Raw genomic sequence first — 19,900 nt, forward strand, 5'->3', positions numbered from 1 at the left:
AAATGAAGACTTTACAAGAGGTTATCATTGGTAAAGTTTCACTTGAGAGTGTGATTTATAGTGATGGATGGCGTGGCTATAATGGTCTTGTTGATGTGGGTTATTCAAAGCATTTTAGGGTAAATCACGGAGCAAATGAGTTTGCTAGAGGAGAATGTCATATAAATGGAATAGAATCATTTTGGAGCTTTTGTAAAAGAAGGCTAGCAAAGTTTAACGGCATATCAAAAGAGTACTTTGATTATCATCTTAAAGAAACTGAATGGCGTTGGATGAGGGAACCTAATGAGTTAGCAACTGAGCTGTGGAACCTCATTAGGTAAAATTAAGTGTAAATCTGCTAGTCTAGAGCCTTATTTTTAATCTGATCTAAGCCATGATGTCAAAACTCACGAGTCGTAAATGACATCTATGCTTACCTATATGGCATGTAATCGCCTCATACAAAAGGAAGGGCTGCCTCATGCTGATTGATTTTCATCAGGCACAATTACAGAAATTTATGGCTTTAGCGACTCAGGTTGAAGCAGAACCGGAACACTATTTACAGTTTGATTCCGTTTCTGATTTTTATAAGGCCAGCTGGTTAAAGAAATTTCCTGCGGGTACGGTCTGGTATGCTTCCGGCCTAGATGATGGGGCAGAAGAATTTCATGCGGTCATTGAGTATCGTGAAGTTCAGCTTTTACTCAGCTGTGGACCCTGTATATCTGCAAAAATTGCCTGGAAACATTGACCTCAATGCCAATTTTTCTCAATAAAAAAATAATGACAGCCGATGTAAAATTGACTTAAATAGCTTATCTTCTCTGTCAGATGATTCATTTGACTTAATTTGAGTCCATAACCCCTAATAAAAATAAGGAAAATAGATATGGCCCACCAGTTTACCGTAAATGCAATTATTCGCGGTGTTTCGATTGATGAATTTAAACGTCTGGCAAATGACATCAGTTTGCATGAAGCGGTTTGTCATCGGATCCCTGCTCAAAATATGGAAATTCTGGTTTCAGAAAAGCAGGGACACCTGTATACCCTGAAACGTGCCTACAATCTGGATGTCAAAATCCCAGATATTGCCAAAAAACTGCTAAAAGATGCATTTCGCTTGCAACGTACCGATGTCAGCAATTTAGAAGAAATGACTTCTGTTGTGGAACTAGGTGCCAATCTGCCAATTGAAGCCAAATGTCAGCGTGCCGTTACAGGTGATGAACAGCAGATCCAGTTCCAGTTAAACTGGACGGTGAATGTGAAAGTGCCTTTGGTCGGTGGCATGCTAGAAAAACATGCCGAAGGTGAAATCCGTAAGTTCAGTGAAATCGAGATCAGCATCGTGGAAGATGAGCTACGCAAGAATCTGACAGCTTAAGCTCGTATTTTTACGATTAGAAAAAGAGCCTTTGAGTCAGGCTCTTTTTTATTTTAGGCTGTTTTTTCAAATTTGCTGCGGTAAAGCAGGGCAGTGAATAGGGTCACTAGACACACAGTCCAGATATAGTACAGGGCACCAATATTACTATACAGGCTCAACCATTGCACCAGTGGCAAGGTGATTCCACCTGCAATCGCATAGGCCAGATTATAGGAAAATGAAATTCCGCTGAAACGGATTTGTGCCGGGAACATTTTCACCATGCTATAGGACACCATGCCCACGGTTCCTGAGCTTAGACCGAGCAACATGTAAAGCATGAACACCGTTGACGCTTCAACATGACCCAGACTGTGATAAAAAATCCCGGCCATTGCCGCGACAAAAATAGAGCCAAGTAAAATGACCTTGCCTGCACCGAAACGGTCAGCCAGTACACCCGCAATAATGCAACCGAGCATTTGCATCAGGATCGCAGCACTTTGCATTTTGAATGCATCAGCACGTTCGAAGCCAAAACTAGCCCCCAGCAGATTCGGCATCGCCAGAATCAAGACCACCACACAGCCGGTCAGGAACCAGGTAAATAACATCCCGATGCCTACAGCAGTTTTGTGGCTTAACAGCACTTGCTTGACCGGTAATTCTTTAGAAAGCTCTTTTCGAGCTTGCATGGCTTTAAAAACTGGAGTTTCTTTCAAATAACTGCGCAGGTAAAGGGCAATAAAACCGAAAATCCCACCCAGAATGAATGGAACGCGCCAAGCCCAGTCTTTGATTTCCGCTTCAGTGAACTGAAGTGAAATAAATAACGACATTAGGGCACCAAGTAGAATCCCGAGCGATAGGCCGGCAGTCAGCAAACCATTGGCAATCCCAATTCGGCGTTCTGGCACATGCTCTGACACAAAGGTCCAGGCAGCCGGAATTTCACCGCCAATCGCAATACCTTGAATAACACGCATCAATAGCAGCAGTAATGGTGCAGCATAACCAATACTTTCAAAGGTTGGCATGATCCCGATCATGAGGGTCGGTAGCGCCATCAGCAAGATGGATAGACTGAATAGACGTTTACGACCGATCAGATCCCCAAAATGTGCCATCACCACACCACCGAGTGGGCGGAAGAAATAGCCTGCAGCAAAGATGCCATAGGTATTCAGCATGGCCCAAAATGGACTCAGGGTACTTGGAAAGAACAGTTCGGAAATTAGTTTGGCGTAGAACACATAAATGACAAAATCATAGAATTCCAGTGCGCCACCTAGGGACGATAGTCCGAGGGTGCGTTTATCAGCACGGCTCAGATAGGGTTGTGCATTCATGTGGTCGTTCCATTATTTAATATCCATGACTTGAATGCTGATTTTAAAGAAGGGTTATTTTCTTGAATAATCAATCTTTCTTTGTTTAATCTAAACTAAAAGTTATTAAAATTTGAACGAACGAAATTATTTGGAATATTTTGATTAATTATTTTCCTGTTAAGTGAAGTTTTTAAGGCAACCATAAGCTGGATTTCGACATACTACTTAAAACACAGCTTATCTTTTTTAGACGTATTTATTCATTTTAGTATGATGTTCATTCTGTAATTTTCCCTCTAAGATAGAGTTAAATGAAAAAAATACAGGATAGCGCGATGACAAATACCTTGGCGGTGGCACAGCAAGGTGAGGCCATTTTAACCCTAATTGCCAGTCCGGTCACACAGGCTGAATTTGACAGTGACTGGTTGCGGCAATTTAACAGCGCCTTGATGGAGACCATGCAACAACGTCAGGGCGTGGGCATTGCAGCACCGCAGGTTTATGTCTCTAAACGCATTATTATTGTCGCATCACGGCCCAATTTACGTTATCCAGACGCGCCGTATATGGAAGCTGTGACCATGATCAATCCGGAGATTATCAGTACTTCAGCTACACAAGTATTGGGTGAGGAAGGCTGTTTAAGTGTGCCCGAGCAAAGAGGGAGGGTAGTTCGAGCAGAAGAGATTCAGGTACGTTATTTTACGTTAGAGGGAAATGAAATGGTTCAAGTGTTCAAAGGCTTTCCGGCACGAATTGTACAGCACGAAATTGACCACCTGAATGGAATTCTATTTGTAGAGAAGCTTGCAGAAGCATAATTACTTGGTCTGAATTGCAGTGCCATAAGCAAAGACTTCAACCATACCGCCTTGCATGCCAAGTTCAGTCGTACTGAGGCGGATTCCCATAATCTGGTCAGCGCCCATTTTTTCTGCTTCCAGTTTTAACCGTACTATAGCTTCACGTCGTGCCCGTTCAACGACACTCTCATAACTGGTCAAACGACCACCTAACATGTTTTGCACATTAGCAATCGCATATTTAAAGTAATCATGTGAAATGACCACATTGCTGCTGATCATATGACCGGGGAATGTAGATTCGTTAAAACGGCTATTATTGACCCGGATATAAGCTAAACGCTGTTCCTGCTCATCCAGATATTGCAGATGCTTGCGCTCGTTATAGCGACCAAAACCGAAACCCACGCTGAACAGAATGGCAAAAATGACAATCTGTATAATCAATCCGTCCATGCATTAGTTCGCCTGTGGAAATGGATCAGGCAGTTTAGGCATGACTGGATCAGCGATGACTGCTGTGCCATAAACAAACAGTTCAGAAGCACCTTGGGCAATATTTGAGGTAGAAAAACGGATACCCACAATCGCATTGGCACCCATACTGCGAGCTTTTTCAATCATCCGGTTCATGGCTTCCTGACGGGATTCTTCCAGTAATTCGGTATAAGCAGTCAACTCGCCTCCGACAATATTTTTCAGGCCGGCCAGCAAATCACGTCCAACATGCTTACTGCGCACAGTACTGCCATACACCACATCAATCTGCTGGCGAATGGTATGTCCCGGTACAGATTCGAGATTGCTCAATAACATGCAGATATCTTCTTAATCAATCATATAATCATGAAGATAGAAAATCTCCTTTGAAAAAGCAATAAAAAAGCCCACCGAAGTGAGCTTTTCTGAAAAAGAGGTTGAGCTTATTTTGCCTGTTCGGCACGACGCTGTTCAGTCACAGATGGGCGATACGGTACAGTGTCTGAGGTGTTAACTTTCAAACCACCACCAAGACTCTTGTACAGTTCAACCTGGCTGTTCAGATTTGCCTGTTCAAGTAATAACAAACCTTGTTCCGCTGCATATGAAGCACGTTGTGCATCCAGTACAGTCAGATAGCTGTCAATACCGGCACGGAAACGTGCTAGAGACAGGCGGTAAGTCGTGTTAGTCGCATCAACCAGACGGCGTTGAGCAGCAATACGGTCACCAATATTCTGACGTACCGCCAGGGCATCATTCACTTCACGGAATGCAGTCTGAATGGATTTTTCATAATCTGACAGCGCAATTTGCTGATCTGTTTCAGAAATACGAATATTGGCCTGACGTGTACCCCAATCGAAAATTGGAATATCCAGACTTGGGCCTATAGACCACGCAAAACTGCCAGATTTGAACAGATCACCCAGATCCGCAGATGCAAAACCTGCAGAACCCGTCAGACTGATGGTTGGGTACAGACGTGCACGGGCAGCCCCAATATTGGCACCTGCCGCAGACAGACGGTATTCAGCTGCACGTACATCCGGACGGTTAATCAGCAGGTCACTTGGTAAGCCTGCACCTAGGGCCGCATTAGAGGTAATGCGGGTAACACGTTGTGCCGGTAACAGGTTGGCCGGTACGGGTTGACCTACAAGCAGATTTAACAAGTTTTGTGCCTGAGCCACCTGGGTGCGATAGTTGGCAACATCATTACGTGCAGTTTCAACAGAAATCTGTGCCTGACGTACTGGAAGTTCGCTATCGATCCCCACATCAAAACGTTTCTTGTTCAGGTTGTAAGATTCAAGCTGGGCTTTCAGCGTTTGCTCAGCCAGCGCCAGATTGGCATTGGCAAATGAGTAACTCAGCCATGCTTGGGCCACCTGACCGATCAGAGAAATCTGAGTCGCATCACGCGCACTTTGAGTCGCCAGATAAGTATCCAGTGCATTGTCACGCAAGCTACGCACACGACCCCAGAAATCCAGCTCAAATGCAGTTACGCCTAGACCGACATTATAAGTCGTTACAGCGCCACGGCTTTGCGGGTTGTTACTGCCAGTATCCTGACGTAACACGCTGCCGCTCGCACCAATGGTTGGCAGGCGGTCATTTTCAGAAATCTGATAAGCCTGTTGGGCACGCTGAATGTTTAATGCGGCAGTACGCAAATCACGGTTATTGGTCAATGCCAAGTCCAGTACCTGTAACAGGCGCTGGTCAGCAAAGAATTCTTTATAACCCTGTTCTGCTACAGAAGTACCTGAAGCATTGGTATAACTGCTTGGGATATTTGCCTCTGCAACGGGCTCTGGGCCACGCATGCTTTGACATGCAGTCAAAGCAAGCGCGAGGGCAGATACCGCAATGCTACGACCTGTAATAGACCATATATTTTGCATTACGACTAGTACTCCTGATTTTGTTGTTTTGGTTTGTATTTAAAGATACTTCGAATCCACACGTAGAATACAGGAATAAAGAAGATACCTAAAAGCGTCGAACTGATTACACCACCGAGGACACCGTAACCGACAGAGTGCTGGCTACCCGCACCGGCACCTGAAGCAAGTGCTAGTGGAAGTACACCAAAACCGAAGGCAAGGGTGGTCATGATAATTGGACGTAAACGCATTTTTGCCGCATGCAGGGTCGCATCAAACAACTCTTCGCCCTGTTCCTGCAGCTCTTTGGCGAACTCCACAATCAAGATTGCGTTTTTCGCAGAAAGACCAATTACGGCGATAATCGCTACCTGGAAGTAGATGTTATTCGACAGGTTCGGGTCTTTAAACAGAATCATACCGCCAAAGGTCAATAGTAATGCACCCACGATACCTAGTGGTACAACCAGAAGAACCGAGAATGGAATTGACCAGCTTTCATACAATGCAGCCAGACATAGGAACACGATCAACAGTGAAAGCGCGTACAAGAATGGTGCTTGTGCGCCAGACTCACGTTCTTCCAGAGACAGACCAGTCCATTCATAGTCGAAACCTTGCATGCCCATTTCAGGAAGCTTGGCAATGATTTCTTCCATTGCGCGCATTGCATCACCTGAGCTCACACCCGGTGCTGGTGTACCCTGAATGTTCATCGCAGATACGCCGTTATAGCGTTCCAGACGAGGCGAACCATAGGTCCATTCGCCGGTTGCGAATGCCGAGAACGGAACCATTTCGCCACGGTTGTTACGAACATACCACTGGTTCAGGTCTTCCGGCATCATACGAGAGCTGGCTTCACCCTGAACGTACACTTTTTTCACACGACCACGGTCAAGGAAGTCGTTAATGTACGAACCACCCCACGCCATGCTCATGGTGCTGTTAATTTCAGAAATGCTGACACCTAAAGCACCGGCTTGTGCATGATCGACAATCACACGGTACTGCGGGTTATCTTCCTGACCATTTGGACGGACACCTGCAAGACGTTTGTCTTGTGCAGCCAGACCCAGAACAGTATTACGCGCTGCTAAAAGTTGCTCATGGCTTTGACCACTTGCTGCTTTTAACTGCATGTTAAAGCCGGCAGACACACCCAGTTCAGGCATCGCTGGCAATTGTAACGGCATGATGTAAGACGCATCTTTCACAATCATGTTCAGTGCCATACCACGTTGGATAATTGCACCGACCTGTGATTCTGGTGTGGTACGTTCAGACCAGTCTTTTAGTTTAATAAATGCCAGACCAGCGTTTTGACCTACACCTGTGAATGAGAAACCAGCCACACTGAAGACAGATTGGACATGATCTTTTTCATTTTCCAGGAAGTAACCGGTCATGGTATTGATGACCTTATCGGTACGTTCTAGGGTTGCATTTGGTGGCAACTGTACCAGCGTCATCACGACACCTTGGTCTTCATCAGGTAAGAATGAAGAAGGAAGTTTCTGGAAGATCAGCACAATAATCCCGATCACCACCGCATAGATGATACCGGAGAAAATCTTGTGGTGGGTCATACGATTGACACCGCCCTGATATTTCACAGAAACACGGTCAAAGCTATGGTTAAACCAGCGGAAGAAACGCGCAGCCGGGTTGTTGCTTTGCGGCTTGTTCGGATCATGCTGTTTCAGAATGGTCGCACACAGGGCAGGGGTAAAGGTTAAGGCCACCACCAGAGACAGAACCATTGCTGTGACCAGCGTGATTGAGAACTGGCGATAGATAACCCCTGTAGAACCACCAAAGAATGCCATTGGTACGAATACTGCAGACAGTACAGAGGTAATACCGATCAGCGCACCAGAGATCTGTTTCATCGACTTTGCAGTCGCGCTCACAGGATCAAGATGCTCTTCAGCCATGACACGTTCAACGTTTTCAACCACAACGATCGCATCATCGACTAACAGACCAATTGCAAGAACCATCGCAAACATGGTCAAGGTATTGATCGAGAAGCCGAAGATATTAATGATTGCAAAAGTACCTAATACAACCACTGGAACGGCCATGGTTGGAATAATCGTTGCACGCCAGTTCTGCAAGAACAGGAACATTACGATGAAGACCAGAATGACCGCTTCAATGAGAGTATGAACCACCGATTCAATCGATAACTGAATGAATGGTGTGGTATCAAATGCCAGTGTATCTACCATCCCTTGAGGATAGTTCGGACGTAACTGTTTTAAACGCTCTTCAACTGCTTCAGCGGTATCCAGCGCATTGGCACCAGTTGCAAGTTTAATCGCAACACCGCCAGCTGGTTTACCGTTAAATTTAGAATCAAACTGGTAGTTGTCTGCACCCAGTTCTACACGTGCGACATCGCCCAGACGGACTTGAGCACCTGAAGTGGTATTTTTCAAGAAGATGTTTTCGAACTGTTCAGGTGTTTGCAGCAGACTTTGCGCATTCACCGTCGCATTCAGCACCTGACCTTCAATCTGTGGCGCACCACCTAATTGACCGACAGCCACCTGAGCGTTCTGGGTACGGATTGCCTGAGCCACATCACTTGGAGTCACTTGCAGACTAGCCATTTTGGCTGGATCCAGCCAGATACGCATTGCATAAGAACCACCAAAGACCTGAACTTCACCAACCCCGGCCACACGGCTTAAAGGTTCAGAAATATTTGAGTTCACATAGTCTTTAATGTCATCTGCAGTCAGGCTGCCATCAGGCGAATAGAAAGCTAATACCTGAAGGAAGCTGGCACCAGATTTGGTAACACGTACACCCTGACGTTGTACATCATCAGGCAAAAGTGCAGTCGCTGACTGTAACTTGTTTTGTACCTGTACCTGTGCGATATCAGGATCGACACCCTGTTCAAAGTTTAAGGCGATGGATGCCTGACCGTTACCGGCACTGTTCGAAGAAATATAACGCAAGCCATCCAGACCGTTCATCTGCTGCTCGATGATCTGCGTTACTGTATTTTCTACAGTCGCTGCAGATGCACCCGGATAAGTCGCAGAAATGGTGACTGTCGGTGGCGCGATCGTCGGATATTGAGCAATTGGCATTTTGCTGATGGTCAAAATACCCGCCAGCATAATTACCAATGCAATCACCCATGCAAAAATCGGGCGATGGATAAAGAATTGAGCCATGAACCATTACTCCTTATGCATTTGCAGCAGGTTTTTGTTCAGGTTGTTTCTTTGCATCATCTGCCTTTTTTGCATCTGCTGCAGGTTGCTGTGCAGCTGGTTGAGCAGCACCTTGTGGGGCAGCCGCTTGAGGTTGATAAGGTTTAGGCACCACTTGCTGTTCAGGTTTTACCTTAGCAATACCGTCAACAATCACTTTATCACCCGGATTAAGACCTTCGGTTACGATCCAGTTGCTGCCTTGAGTCCCGACTGTCGTTACTGGACGTGGAGTCACTTTATTATCAGCACCCACCAGCATCGCCATGGCTTGACCAGTAGGCGTACGGGTTAACGCCGCTTGTGGAATCATGAAGGCATTTGGAATTTCACCCTGTACGATTTGCGCTGTGGCAAACATACCTGGCAGAAGTAAATGGTTCTTGTTCGGGAATACTGCACGTAAAGTCACAGTACCTGTTTCAGGGTTCACGCTGGCATCCGAGAATGCAAGACGGCCTTCGACAGGGTAGATGCTGCCATCTTCAAGCTTTAACTTCACTTTGGTGTTGTTTGAGCTGTTGAGGTTGCCTTTGCTTAGCTGTTGACGCAGGCGCAGCAGTTCAGCACTGGATTGGTTGATATCTACATAGATTGGATCTAGACGCTGAATCGTAACCAGTGGTTCTGTCTGATTTGCAGTCACTAACGCACCCGCCGTAATCGAAGAACGGTTAGTTTGACCAGAAATCGGGGCACGTACGGTTGAATAGCCCAGGTTGATTTCAGCATTACGTAAAGTTGCACGGTTTGCATTCAAATCAGCTTCAGCCAGTTTGACCTGTGCTGCAATGTCATCGTATTCCTGTTTAGAAATGGCATTGGTACCGACCAGTTGACGGTAACGGCCTTCTTTAACACGCAATACACCTAGATTCGCTTCAGCACGGGCAATCGCAGCACGAGCATTATCGACAGTAGTACGGTTAGTGCTTGAATCGATTTCATACAGTGCCTGACCTTCACGGACATAGCTACCTTCAGTGAATAAGCGTTTAAGCACCACACCACTAGCCTGTGGACGTACTTCAGAAATCTCAAATGCTGTTGTACGACCTGAGAGCTCTACAGACTGCTCGACACTTTGTGGCTGTGCAACAAGAATACCGACTTCAGTCGGTGGCATTTGCTGCTGAGCACCAGCTTGCTGGCCCTCTTTAGGATCTTTGCTACAACCAACAAGTGCAAGACTTGTTGCTAATGCGCAAGCAGTCAGGGCGGGTGCCCAAAGCTTTGCAGACATCATTGTTCCACCTCAATTGGATTCTTATCTAAATTTTTTTATTTGTGAGCCGTGCAATATCTGATCCAGACCATATACCACAACGAAATCCAAATAAAACTTATACTCCAGCCGGATATGACATCTGAAGGAAAATGTACACCTAGATAAACTCTTGAAATACCCATAATCAGCATCCATGCACCTGCACCCATCCAGATGATGGTATGTCGGGGATGTTGCCGATATATGAATATTGCCAGACAGCCGAGACAGGCTGCATAGACGCTATGGGCACTCGGGAAGGAGCTTCCATAGCTTTCAACCAGATGAAAAGACTCTGCTGGTCGAGGTCGGGCAATACTGAATTTTAAAAGCCAGCCTAGGAGAATTCCTCCGATAATTCCGATACATATAAAAATTACGCTTGCATACTTTTTATACCACAGTAGAAAAATACACCATAGTGTGGATAAAAATAATACAAATGGCATGCCACCTATCACTGATAAGGACTGATTAATTTGATTTAAAAATTCTGTGCGATAGCCGCTAATCCATTCTATTGCAAGCACATCTAACTGGCTTAAAGTTGCAATATCAAGAAATAACACACTGAAAATTAAAAATAAAATTCCGACAATAAGTAACAAGTAATGCATGCCAAAAATCCTTGTCCTTTTAACCGTTATTCAACCGGTTAACTGTCTGCGCTAAAGTGTACTTGCCAGTACACTTTTTTTCAAGAGTGCGTATTTTATGCAAATTCCATTTTTTATTTATGGGATTTTGTACCTAAATGCCCAAATATTCTCGCAATTTTACAGTTTTGTGGATGTATGATTTTCGTCAATTTCAATGGTTTGCTTCGGCGGCCAGAAAAACTCACTTGGGCGAGTAAGAAAGTGGGTCATGACCAGTTTAGCGAGCGGTTTCCATTGTTCGAAACGCACCCGTCGTGCGCGTAATGCCACAATAATGGTCAGGCTAAAACTTACAAAAAGGTTAGTCAGGCCAATCAGCAGAACACCCAAGAAAGAGATAATGATGAGTCCAATATCTGGACCATTGATATTGATCAGTCCTTGGATAAAGTTGGCAGAGGCAAAGGCAATATGACGAATATCTAAAGGCAGACCGAGAATGAAACCGATGGTACCCATACTGCCCAGCATAACCCCAAAAATAAAATTACCCGCCAGTGCACCCAGATTACGTTCAATATAATCGGCAAATCGATGTAAACGTTCTTGTCCCATCAGTTGCGACAGGCGCACATGAGCTCTCAGACGAGGACCAACCTTCCGATACACTGCCATATTATCGAAATAACCGGCTAATAGGCCTGACAGGAACAAACATACTCCAGCCACTGCTGCATGAGGAATTGCCAAAGAAGTAAATGGATTCAGGTCATATAAGGTTTTAGCTGCTTTGGCATGCGTCATTAATGGCTCATGTAGGGCAAACTCCCACATCAGGGCAATCAGTGCTGCAACCGGGATTGCGATTGAAATGTTCCCAAGAATCGCGACAAACTGGGTCCGAATGATATTCACAATCAGTGCAGCCAGTTCAGCAATCTGGGCGGTTTTCGAACCCTTACGCTGTTGTACGGTAGAAGCCAGTGCAGCTGCGGTCATCGCCGGCTGTTTGGTTGCAACGGTAAAGTGCAGCACATGAATGAGCATAAAACCGAGCGAATAGTTCATGCTATAGCTAAAGGCTTGCATTAAAGGTGCCATGGTGACACGCGCCATTAAAACTTTCAGCGAAGCCATAAAAGCAATGATGACACCGGCACCGGCTGCCGATTTGTACATGGCCAGAAAGCCTTGCTTGTCGGTACTTACGTAATGTTCACCAGTCTTACTGGCATTTTCAGTTACCTGCAAAGCCAGGAGTTCACTATTGGTAGTCAGTAAGGCACGTACACTGCGTTCGCTATAAATCGCTTCGGTAATATCTGCGATAAACAGACCAATGGACTGGTAACGCAGGTCATCGTCATCCAGCACCATATTCAGCAGGATTTCAATCCGTTCCAGACACTGTTCCAGCAAGGCCAGCATATAGGTCAGGCTGACACTGACCCCAATCCGTTTGGTAGAGCGGCGAATTTTGGCAACAACATCATGACACTGCTCCAGCATCACCAGGGCTTGCGAGGCATCTGGCGGTGTAATCGCATCCACCAGTTCTACAGTGTTATAGCGTTTTTTATATTCCTGGATAAATTCAATAATCTCACGGTTTTGCACCAGAAAAGGTGATTCATATTCCATGAGCTCAGGCTGGGCATTGATAAATTCAGGATGCAAACCGATCCCACTCACGCGGTAGGACAGAATGGTTAGTGCTTTAATGATCTGATCTTTGATTCGGGTTTTTTCTACCTGATTAGAATGACCCTGATTCACAACAGCAAAAAGTCGCTGCCAATCCGCTTCATCAAAATAATCCAGCCAGTATTTATCGGTGCGTAAATAGAAAATTTTGCGGAACAATTCCTGAAGCTGCAGATGATCTGGAATCACCGGCAGGATATGCGCTCCGATTCGCTGATTCAGCTGGTTCCAGAAACCATCCAAAGAAAGAATCCCGGTATCGGAAAACAGGCTGGCTTGTTTATAACGATTGATAACTCTTAAAGTGAAACTTTGTAAGGTTAAGACTGCATTGGGAGTGAGCAGTAAAGCCCGGATAAATGCATTAAATTTTGTTTCGATTTCTTCTGTATTTCTGCTGTCTTCTGGGCGTATACGTTCTACAAGTTGGATGAGCAGATTCTCATCCAGCACCGCTTGTGGTTGTTCAAGCTGGTGCTGCATGCTTTGAAAAATATCAAGAAAATTAATATGCATAGGCGAGGTAAGCGGCTATTGAATCCGGTGAAGAGCCAGTTTGGCTAGATTAACGAGGGCCTGACGATACTCTGAATCGGGTAGTGCATTCAAGGCTTGAATTGCAATTTCTGTTTCTTCAGTTGCACGCTGGCGGCAATAATCCAAGGCGCCAGAATCATTTACGATCTTGATGACTTCTGCCAAATGATCTGTTCCGCCCGTTGCAATACTGCGACGGATAATTTCATGTGATTCACCTGTAGTATTCTTCATGGCAGCAATCAATGGCAGGGTCGGTTTGCCTTCCATCAGGTCATCACCGATGTTTTTACCTAGGGTTTCAGCATCAGATGTATAGTCCAGAATGTCATCAATAATCTGGAAAGCATTACCGAAGTGACCGGCGAATTTACGTAACGGTTCACGGAACTCAGTCTTGTCGGAAAGAATAGCGGCACCTTCGGTCGCCAGTTCAAACAGGCGAGAAGTCTTGCCATGAATAATGCTCAAATAGGTTTCTTCTGAGGTTTCTGGCTGATGTTGCGATTGCAGTTGCAGAACTTCGCCTTCGGCAATTTCGCAGGTACCCGTAGAGAAGTCTTTGAGCAGGGTCATATTGTTAAGGTCGACCAACAAATCAAAGGCACGCGAAATTAGGAAATCACCCACTAGCACAGCTGTCTGATTGTTCCAGGTGGCATTAGCGGTTGGACGGCCACGGCGTAAGCCTGACTCATCCACAACATCATCATGAACTAGAGTTGCCGTATGCAACATTTCGATAATGGCGGCCAGTTTGCGATGTTGTTCCAGTTCTACGGCACCACAGGCTTTTGCTGCCAACAGGCACATGATGGGGCGCATACGCTTGCCGCCAGCTTCAACCACATGCTTGCTGACCGCCATCACCAGCGCTACTTTTGAGGTAATTCCTTCGTTAATGAATGTGTCCATCGCAGCAAAGTCGTTAGCAACAGGAGCGAGAATATCTTGCTTAAAGTCGATGGCCATGTGAAAGAAAACCTCTAGTTTGGTAAATCGCAGCGGGTAGTTTAACAATTTATAACATGAGTGAAAGCTAAGAAAAGCACAAACTCCACTAAAAATCAGCTTTTTATAGCACTTCTTTGAGTTTAGCCTAAATTTTGACATTTAAAAAATGAACAATATCTTTCCGCTAAAGTTTTTTTCTAAACATTCTCAGGCAGCTGGAAAACTCGGAATTGAGCAGCGTTTTTTGGTCAGTATATCCGGTATTAATCTTTGATTTTGAATGAATAATTTAATGATTTATAGGCTTTGTAATGGAGTTCATGATTATTTCCTTAAAATGGCTTGTTGTTTCTTATAATATCCCTTAAAATCTTTGCCCTTGTATAACCCCCAGTGGCGCGCGTTTTAAGATCGATATATTCCTTTATCGGCACGTCGACACGGGCATGTTTGGAGTACATTATGTACGCAGTAATCCAAAGCGGTGGTAAACAGCACCGTGTAGTTGAGGGTGAAACCCTTAAAGTTGAATTATTGAAAGCTGAAACTGGTTCAACAATTACGTTTGATGACGTACTTATGCTTGTAAACGGTGATAGCATTCAAATCGGTGCTCCAGTTGTAGCTGGCGCTAAAGTAACTGCAGAAGTAGTTAGCCATGGTCGTCACGACAAAATCCGCATCATCAAAATGCGTCGTCGTAAGCACTACCGTAAACAACAAGGTCACCGTCAATGGTTCACTGAGTTGAAAATTACTGGTATCTCAGGCTAATTACTAGGAGTAAATAGACATGGCAACTAAAAAAGCCGGTGGTTCGACTAAGAACGGTCGTGATTCGAATCCTAAGATGTTAGGTGTTAAAGTTTACGGTGGCCAAACTGTAACTGCAGGTAACATCATCGTTCGTCAACGTGGTACTGAATTCCACGCTGGTCAAAACGTAGGTATGGGCCGTGACCATACATTATTTGCTACTGCTGATGGCGTAGTAAAATTCGAAGTGAAAGGTCAATTTGGCCGTCGCTACGTATCTGTTGAAGCATAATTTGCTGAAATAGAAAAAAGACCCACAGTTTCTGTGGGTTTTTTTATGCATGAAGATTTATCGGCTTATAAAGCTGTGACAGCGAATGTAAATATCACTATTGAATCTTCATCATGATGAATAAAAACAGGAATTCTGCATTAATAACAATACAAAACTTCTTATTTTCTATCATCTTAGTTCGAGAAATTGGTTTAATATGAGCCATTAGATAAATAGCAATATGCAAATACAAAAAGGTGAGATTATGAGTATGCTTCGTAAAACTGTATGTGCCATAACAATCGGTACGGCGACACTGGCACCTGTCATGAGCACGACTGTATTTGCCGCAACTGCAGCGACGGAGCAGCAAGCTACTGCGAATCTGGTGAAACAGCTCAGCAATATCCGTAGCTTAACTGCAAATTTTGAACAAACCACTAAAGTCACGAATCCGAAAGCGACCCAGAAAAAAGGCTTAACCGCCCAGCACATGAACCAGACCTTTAAAGGTGTGATGAAGGTGGCGCGTCCAGGTAAATTCTACTGGGAAACTTCTAGTCCATCTAAACAGACCATTGCCACTACAGGTAAAACCGTATGGATCTATGATCCAGACTTGCAGCAAGCAGTGCGTCAGAGTCTAGACGATCAAGTGGCAAATACACCGGCATTATTATTGTCCGGCAATACCAGCCAGATTATGCAATCTTATCGCGTAACTCAGCCGAATAAAGCTAAAACCTATTACACGCTTTATCCGAAAAATACCGATGGGGTGTTTGAAAGCCTGACTATTAGTTTTGGTGCGAACAAAGCGCCTAGCTTGATGATTTTGCAAGATTCCTTAGGCCAGACTACGAATATTAAATTTAGTAATGTAAAACTGAATACCACGATTCCGGCATCTACGTTTAACTTTACTCCGCCAAAGGGCACAGACATTATTGATCAGTAAGCATCAATACACCCTAAATAAAAAAGCAACCTTCGGGTTGCTTTTTTTTGTTCCTGATCGGGATGGATTTGGAGTCATTACAAGGTTAGCGTATATCTGGAAGTTCGGGCGTTTTAGAATAAACAAAAGTTGAGTCAATGAAATTGCAAAATTTTAGGAGCTCAGGATGAAAATGACTTCATGTAAAATAGGCTGGATCGATTGTATCTTATGTCTGAATCTTGGGCTATTTGCCTGTCAGCCTCAAACCTCTTCAGTCACTACATCCGCGCAATCAGAAGACACGGGGCAAATTCAGTCCAAAACAATTCCGGTTAAAGATGCTAATCAGGTCGTGTGTGAAATCGAAGGTTGTGTGCGTTTTGATTTGCAGACTGTAGATACCAATATCAGCTGGATTGATCAGTATTTTATGGAGCGGATCCAGCGTACTGAGCCGGTCGCTTTTAGCAAAGTGACCAGTAATAAAATTAAAGCAAAGGATGAGCCGAAATTTATTGATCAGCGTTCCATTCAGGTGAGTTACCTGAATCAGCATGCTCATCTAGCTACTTTTATCTTCAAAACTACTCATCAGCCTGAACGTGCCCAGTCACAATCTCATAGTGAATATGTCAATCTAGATATAAAACAGAAGAAACGTCTAGCTCTTCATCAGGTTGTGCGCGGTAATACAGATGAAAAACTGAAACAGGCTCTATATCAAGCAAATAAAGACTGGCTAGATCGCTATCAAATCACCCAGCAGAAATTAGCATTGAGCGACAATTATTATTTTGACGGTCAGGGCTTGGTACTGGTTTATCCGGCAGGTGAGTTGAGTAAGCCAATCAGTGACATGGCAGAATTAAAAGTACCTTATACAGCATTAAGCGAGATCATCCGGCCTGAATATTTATCGCTTCTGCCTCAAACAAGCCTTTAAATATTGCGCTAATAAACTCCAGCCGGTAGGTCAGTCACTGTATTTTTTGACGTTAAGAGCTTACACTATAGCCAGTTTTTTTCTTATCCAAAGATTGGCTATGATCGACCCGAAATTACTTAGAAATAATATTGAGGCTGTAAATTTAGCCTTGGCAAAACGTGGTGTTCAACTGAATGTTGAGGAGTGGGCATCATTAGAAGCTCGACGTAAAGAGATTCAATCCAAAACTGAATCCTTGCAAGCTGAGCGTAATGCCGGTGCCAAGCAAGTGGGTCAGATCAAAAAAGCAGGTGGCGATGCCTCTGAAATTATGGCACGCATGTCTGCGATTGGTGATGAAATTAAGGCTGCTGAAGCTGCTCTGGCTGAACTGCAAGCTGAACTGGAAGAAAAATCACTGTCTATTCCAAACCTTCCAGATGAATCTGTACCTGAAGGTAAAGATGAAAATGACAATGTGGAAGTCCTGAAATGGGGTACACCACGCGAATTTGATTTTGAAATCAAAGACCATACTGACTTGGGCGAAATGATGGGCGGTCTGGAATTTGAAACTGCGACCAAACTGACCGGTTCACGTTTCAGCGTTCTGAAAGGTCCTTTAGCGCGTCTGCAACGTGCGATTACCCAGTTTATGCTGGATACGCATACCACTAAAAATGGCTATACCGAAGCCTATGTTCCTTATTTGGTGAATGCAGATTCTCTACGTGGTACTGGTCAATTACCAAAATTTGAAGAAGACCTGTTCAAGCTGCAAGGTGAGAAAGAATTCTACCTGATCCCTACGGCTGAAGTGCCTGTAACCAACTTCGTGCGTGATGAAATCATTGATGCTGACCGTCTGCCACTAAAATATGCAGCACATACCCCATGTTTCCGTAGTGAAGCTGGCTCTTATGGCCGTGATACCCGTGGTTTGATCCGTCAGCACCAGTTTGACAAAGTTGAGATGGTGCAGATTGTAAAACCTGAAGACTCTATGCAGGCACTGGAAGAGTTGACTGGTCATGCAGAAGGTATTTTGCAGGCATTAGGTCTGCCATACCGTAAAATCATTCTGTGTGGTGGTGATATGGGCTTTGGTGCATGCAAAACCTATGACCTTGAAGTCTGGGTGCCAAGTCAAAATACGTATCGTGAAATTTCATCTTGCTCAAATATGTGGGACTTTCAGGCACGCCGTATGAAAGCGCGTTACCGTGCTGACCAGAAAAAAACTGAATTCGTGCATACGTTGAATGGTTCAGGCCTGGCTGTAGGTCGTACTTTACTGGCGGTCATGGAAAACTATCAACGTGCTGATGGTTCAATTGAGATCCCTGAAGTACTGCGTCCGTATATGGGTGGTGCAACTTATATCGACTAAATGTCGGTGTATGCACCAAAATGTGCATGAAAATTGCTTAGACAGTCAGATTTAAAACTTTTTGAGGCATTTTGTGGATATCTTTCCAATCTCGTTAAAGTTGCAACAGCAACCTTGTCTGATTGTCGGTGGTGGACATATTGCATACCGTAAAGCGGTATTGCTACAGAAAGCAGGGGCAGTCATTTCGGTGGTTGCCCCTGAGATCGAAGCGAGTCTGCTTGAGATTGTTCAAGCGACCGCCGGTCAATATGTTCAGGCACCTTTCAATTCTGAAATTCCTCTACGTTCCTACCGTCTGGTGATTGCAGCGACCAATGATGCTCGAGTCAACCGTCAGGTGTTTGAAGACTGTGAAGCTGAAAATGTGCTGGTCAACAGTGTTGATGATCCACCACATTGCCGTTTCATGGTACCAGCGATTATCGACCGCTCACCACTGATTATTTCAGTCGCGAGTAACGGTACTTCACCGGTATTGTCCCGTCAGATCCGTACTCAGCTTGAAGCTACCATTCCGCATGGTATGGGTAAACTGGCTGAGTTCTCTGGTAAGTGGCGTAGTGCAGTTAAAGCCAAGATCACTAATCCCGATGAACGCCGTATCTTCTGGGAAGATTTATATGCCAGTCCTTTGAAAGAACAGGTATTTAATGACAATCTGGCTGAAGCTGACCGTCTGATTGAACAAGCTTTAAATGAATGGCAAAAGCCAAAAGGTGAGGTTTATCTGGTCGGTGCTGGACCGGGTGATCCAGAGTTATTGACGCTAAAAGCCTTACGTTTGATGCAACAAGCCGATGTGGTGATCTATGACCGTTTGGTCTCTGCACCAATCATGGATCTCTGTCGCCGTGATGCAGAGAAGATCTATGTCGGTAAGGCGCGGTCTAATCATGCAGTGCCACAAGAAGGAATTAATGCCTTACTGGTGAAATATGCCAGCGAAGGCAAGCGCGTTTGTCGTCTAAAAGGCGGTGATCCGTTTATCTTTGGCCGTGGCGGTGAAGAGATTGAAGAGCTGTTTGCTGCTGGCGTGGCCTTTCAGGTCGTGCCTGGCATTACTGCAGCTTCAGGCTGTTCAGCTTATGCTGGTATTCCGCTCACTCATCGTGATTATGCGCAAAGCGTGCGCTTCCTGACAGGTCATTTAAAAGAAGGTTCACCAGAGCTGCCTTGGAATGAACTGGTCTATGAAAACCAGACCTTAGTACTGTATATGGGACTGGTTGGACTGGAAAAAATCTGTGCACAATTGATTGAGCATGGTCAGCGTCCAGATATGCCAGTAGCCCTAGTCTCAAAAGGCACCACACCAGAGCAAAAAGTCGTGGTGGGAACGCTCCAAGATATTGCATCGAAAGTGAATGAGCACCATATTCAGGCACCAACCTTGACCATTATTGGTGAAGTGGTGCGTTTACGTGAAAAATTGAAGTGGTCCTAAACGGCCATTGG

Annotated in this window: 18 protein-coding genes and 1 pseudogene; 10 read left to right on the forward strand and 9 right to left on the reverse strand. The window is 44.8% G+C overall.

The window, feature by feature from the left end:
• The 3 genes and pseudogenes from FTV12_RS01355 to FTV12_RS01365 form a co-directional block, all read left to right on the forward strand.
• Positions 1 to 323: pseudogene (locus FTV12_RS01355) on the forward strand (IS1595-like element ISAcra1 family transposase); the annotation flags it as partial.
• A gap of 140 nt (positions 324 to 463) precedes the next feature.
• Positions 464 to 736, forward strand: coding sequence for a hypothetical protein (locus FTV12_RS01360; protein ID WP_004784921.1), 273 nt, complete (start codon positions 464 to 466; stop codon positions 734 to 736).
• A 138-nt stretch (positions 737 to 874) separates the two neighbouring features.
• Entirely contained in the window at positions 875 to 1,372 is a 498-nt protein-coding gene (locus FTV12_RS01365) for a DUF2505 family protein (protein WP_159123396.1), read from the forward strand.
• Positions 1,373 to 1,425: 53 nt separating this feature from the next.
• Here the strand turns inward: FTV12_RS01365 and FTV12_RS01370 are convergent, their stop codons facing one another.
• A complete protein-coding gene (locus tag FTV12_RS01370; protein WP_180010580.1) occupies positions 1,426 to 2,703 on the reverse strand; it encodes an MFS transporter in 1,278 nt (425 codons plus the stop codon).
• Between the two features lie 317 nt (positions 2,704 to 3,020).
• On the opposite strand from FTV12_RS01370, the gene def reads away from it, so the two are divergent.
• The gene (def, locus tag FTV12_RS01375; RefSeq protein ID WP_180010582.1) at positions 3,021 to 3,509 is read left to right on the forward strand and encodes a peptide deformylase; all 489 of its coding nucleotides are present in this window, start codon (positions 3,021 to 3,023) and stop codon (positions 3,507 to 3,509) included.
• On the opposite strand, the gene FTV12_RS01380 is transcribed toward def, so the two are convergent.
• From FTV12_RS01380 to sdsA, 8 genes are all read right to left on the reverse strand, one after another.
• On the reverse strand, positions 3,510 to 3,947 hold the full coding sequence (locus tag FTV12_RS01380; RefSeq protein ID WP_159123399.1) for a YbjQ family protein: 438 nt from the start codon (positions 3,945 to 3,947) through the stop codon (positions 3,510 to 3,512).
• A 3-nt stretch (positions 3,948 to 3,950) separates the two neighbouring features.
• Positions 3,951 to 4,307 (reverse strand): YbjQ family protein, encoded by a 357-nt coding sequence (locus FTV12_RS01385; protein ID WP_004784911.1) that lies wholly within the window; start codon positions 4,305 to 4,307, stop codon positions 3,951 to 3,953.
• 107 nt (positions 4,308 to 4,414) lie between these two features.
• On the reverse strand, positions 4,415 to 5,881 hold the full coding sequence (gene adeK / locus FTV12_RS01390; protein ID WP_103799675.1) for a multidrug efflux RND transporter AdeIJK outer membrane channel subunit AdeK: 1,467 nt from the start codon (positions 5,879 to 5,881) through the stop codon (positions 4,415 to 4,417).
• A gap of 5 nt (positions 5,882 to 5,886) precedes the next feature.
• Positions 5,887 to 9,057, reverse strand: a complete 3,171-nt coding sequence (locus FTV12_RS01395) for an efflux RND transporter permease subunit (RefSeq protein WP_159123402.1) — start codon at positions 9,055 to 9,057, stop codon at positions 5,887 to 5,889.
• A gap of 13 nt (positions 9,058 to 9,070) precedes the next feature.
• A complete protein-coding gene (locus FTV12_RS01400) occupies positions 9,071 to 10,342 on the reverse strand; it encodes an efflux RND transporter periplasmic adaptor subunit (RefSeq protein WP_179992619.1) in 1,272 nt (423 codons plus the stop codon).
• Between the two features lie 35 nt (positions 10,343 to 10,377).
• Positions 10,378 to 10,980, reverse strand: a complete 603-nt coding sequence (locus FTV12_RS01405) for a phosphatase PAP2 family protein (protein WP_159123404.1) — start codon at positions 10,978 to 10,980, stop codon at positions 10,378 to 10,380.
• 159 nt (positions 10,981 to 11,139) lie between these two features.
• Positions 11,140 to 13,182, reverse strand: a complete 2,043-nt coding sequence (locus tag FTV12_RS01410) for a site-specific recombinase (RefSeq protein WP_159123405.1) — start codon at positions 13,180 to 13,182, stop codon at positions 11,140 to 11,142.
• Between the two features lie 15 nt (positions 13,183 to 13,197).
• The gene (gene sdsA / locus FTV12_RS01415; protein ID WP_004784900.1) at positions 13,198 to 14,175 is read right to left on the reverse strand and encodes an All-trans-nonaprenyl-diphosphate synthase; all 978 of its coding nucleotides are present in this window, start codon (positions 14,173 to 14,175) and stop codon (positions 13,198 to 13,200) included.
• Positions 14,176 to 14,619: 444 nt separating this feature from the next.
• Between sdsA and rplU the strand changes: the two genes are divergently transcribed.
• The 6 genes from rplU (at position 14,620) to cysG (ending at position 19,889) form a co-directional block, all read left to right on the forward strand.
• A complete protein-coding gene (rplU, locus tag FTV12_RS01420) occupies positions 14,620 to 14,931 on the forward strand; it encodes a 50S ribosomal protein L21 (protein WP_004784898.1) in 312 nt (103 codons plus the stop codon).
• Between the two features lie 19 nt (positions 14,932 to 14,950).
• Positions 14,951 to 15,205: a 50S ribosomal protein L27 gene (rpmA, locus tag FTV12_RS01425; RefSeq protein WP_004784896.1), complete on the forward strand. Its 255-nt coding sequence runs from the start codon at positions 14,951 to 14,953 to the stop codon at positions 15,203 to 15,205.
• Between the two features lie 247 nt (positions 15,206 to 15,452).
• A complete protein-coding gene (gene lolA, locus FTV12_RS01430) occupies positions 15,453 to 16,145 on the forward strand; it encodes an outer membrane lipoprotein chaperone LolA (RefSeq protein ID WP_004784895.1) in 693 nt (230 codons plus the stop codon).
• Positions 16,146 to 16,311: 166 nt separating this feature from the next.
• The gene (locus FTV12_RS01435; protein ID WP_166137863.1) at positions 16,312 to 17,070 is read left to right on the forward strand and encodes a DUF3298 domain-containing protein; all 759 of its coding nucleotides are present in this window, start codon (positions 16,312 to 16,314) and stop codon (positions 17,068 to 17,070) included.
• A gap of 100 nt (positions 17,071 to 17,170) precedes the next feature.
• Entirely contained in the window at positions 17,171 to 18,442 is a 1,272-nt protein-coding gene (gene serS, locus FTV12_RS01440; RefSeq protein ID WP_005236894.1) for a serine--tRNA ligase, read from the forward strand.
• Between the two features lie 73 nt (positions 18,443 to 18,515).
• Positions 18,516 to 19,889, forward strand: coding sequence for a siroheme synthase CysG (gene cysG / locus FTV12_RS01445; protein WP_166137861.1), 1,374 nt, complete (start codon positions 18,516 to 18,518; stop codon positions 19,887 to 19,889).
• Positions 19,890 to 19,900 lie beyond the last annotated feature (11 nt).

Origin of the sequence: Acinetobacter sp. YH12233 (genome assembly GCF_013417725.1) — a bacterium.
Taxonomy (GTDB): Bacteria; Pseudomonadota; Gammaproteobacteria; order Pseudomonadales; family Moraxellaceae; genus Acinetobacter.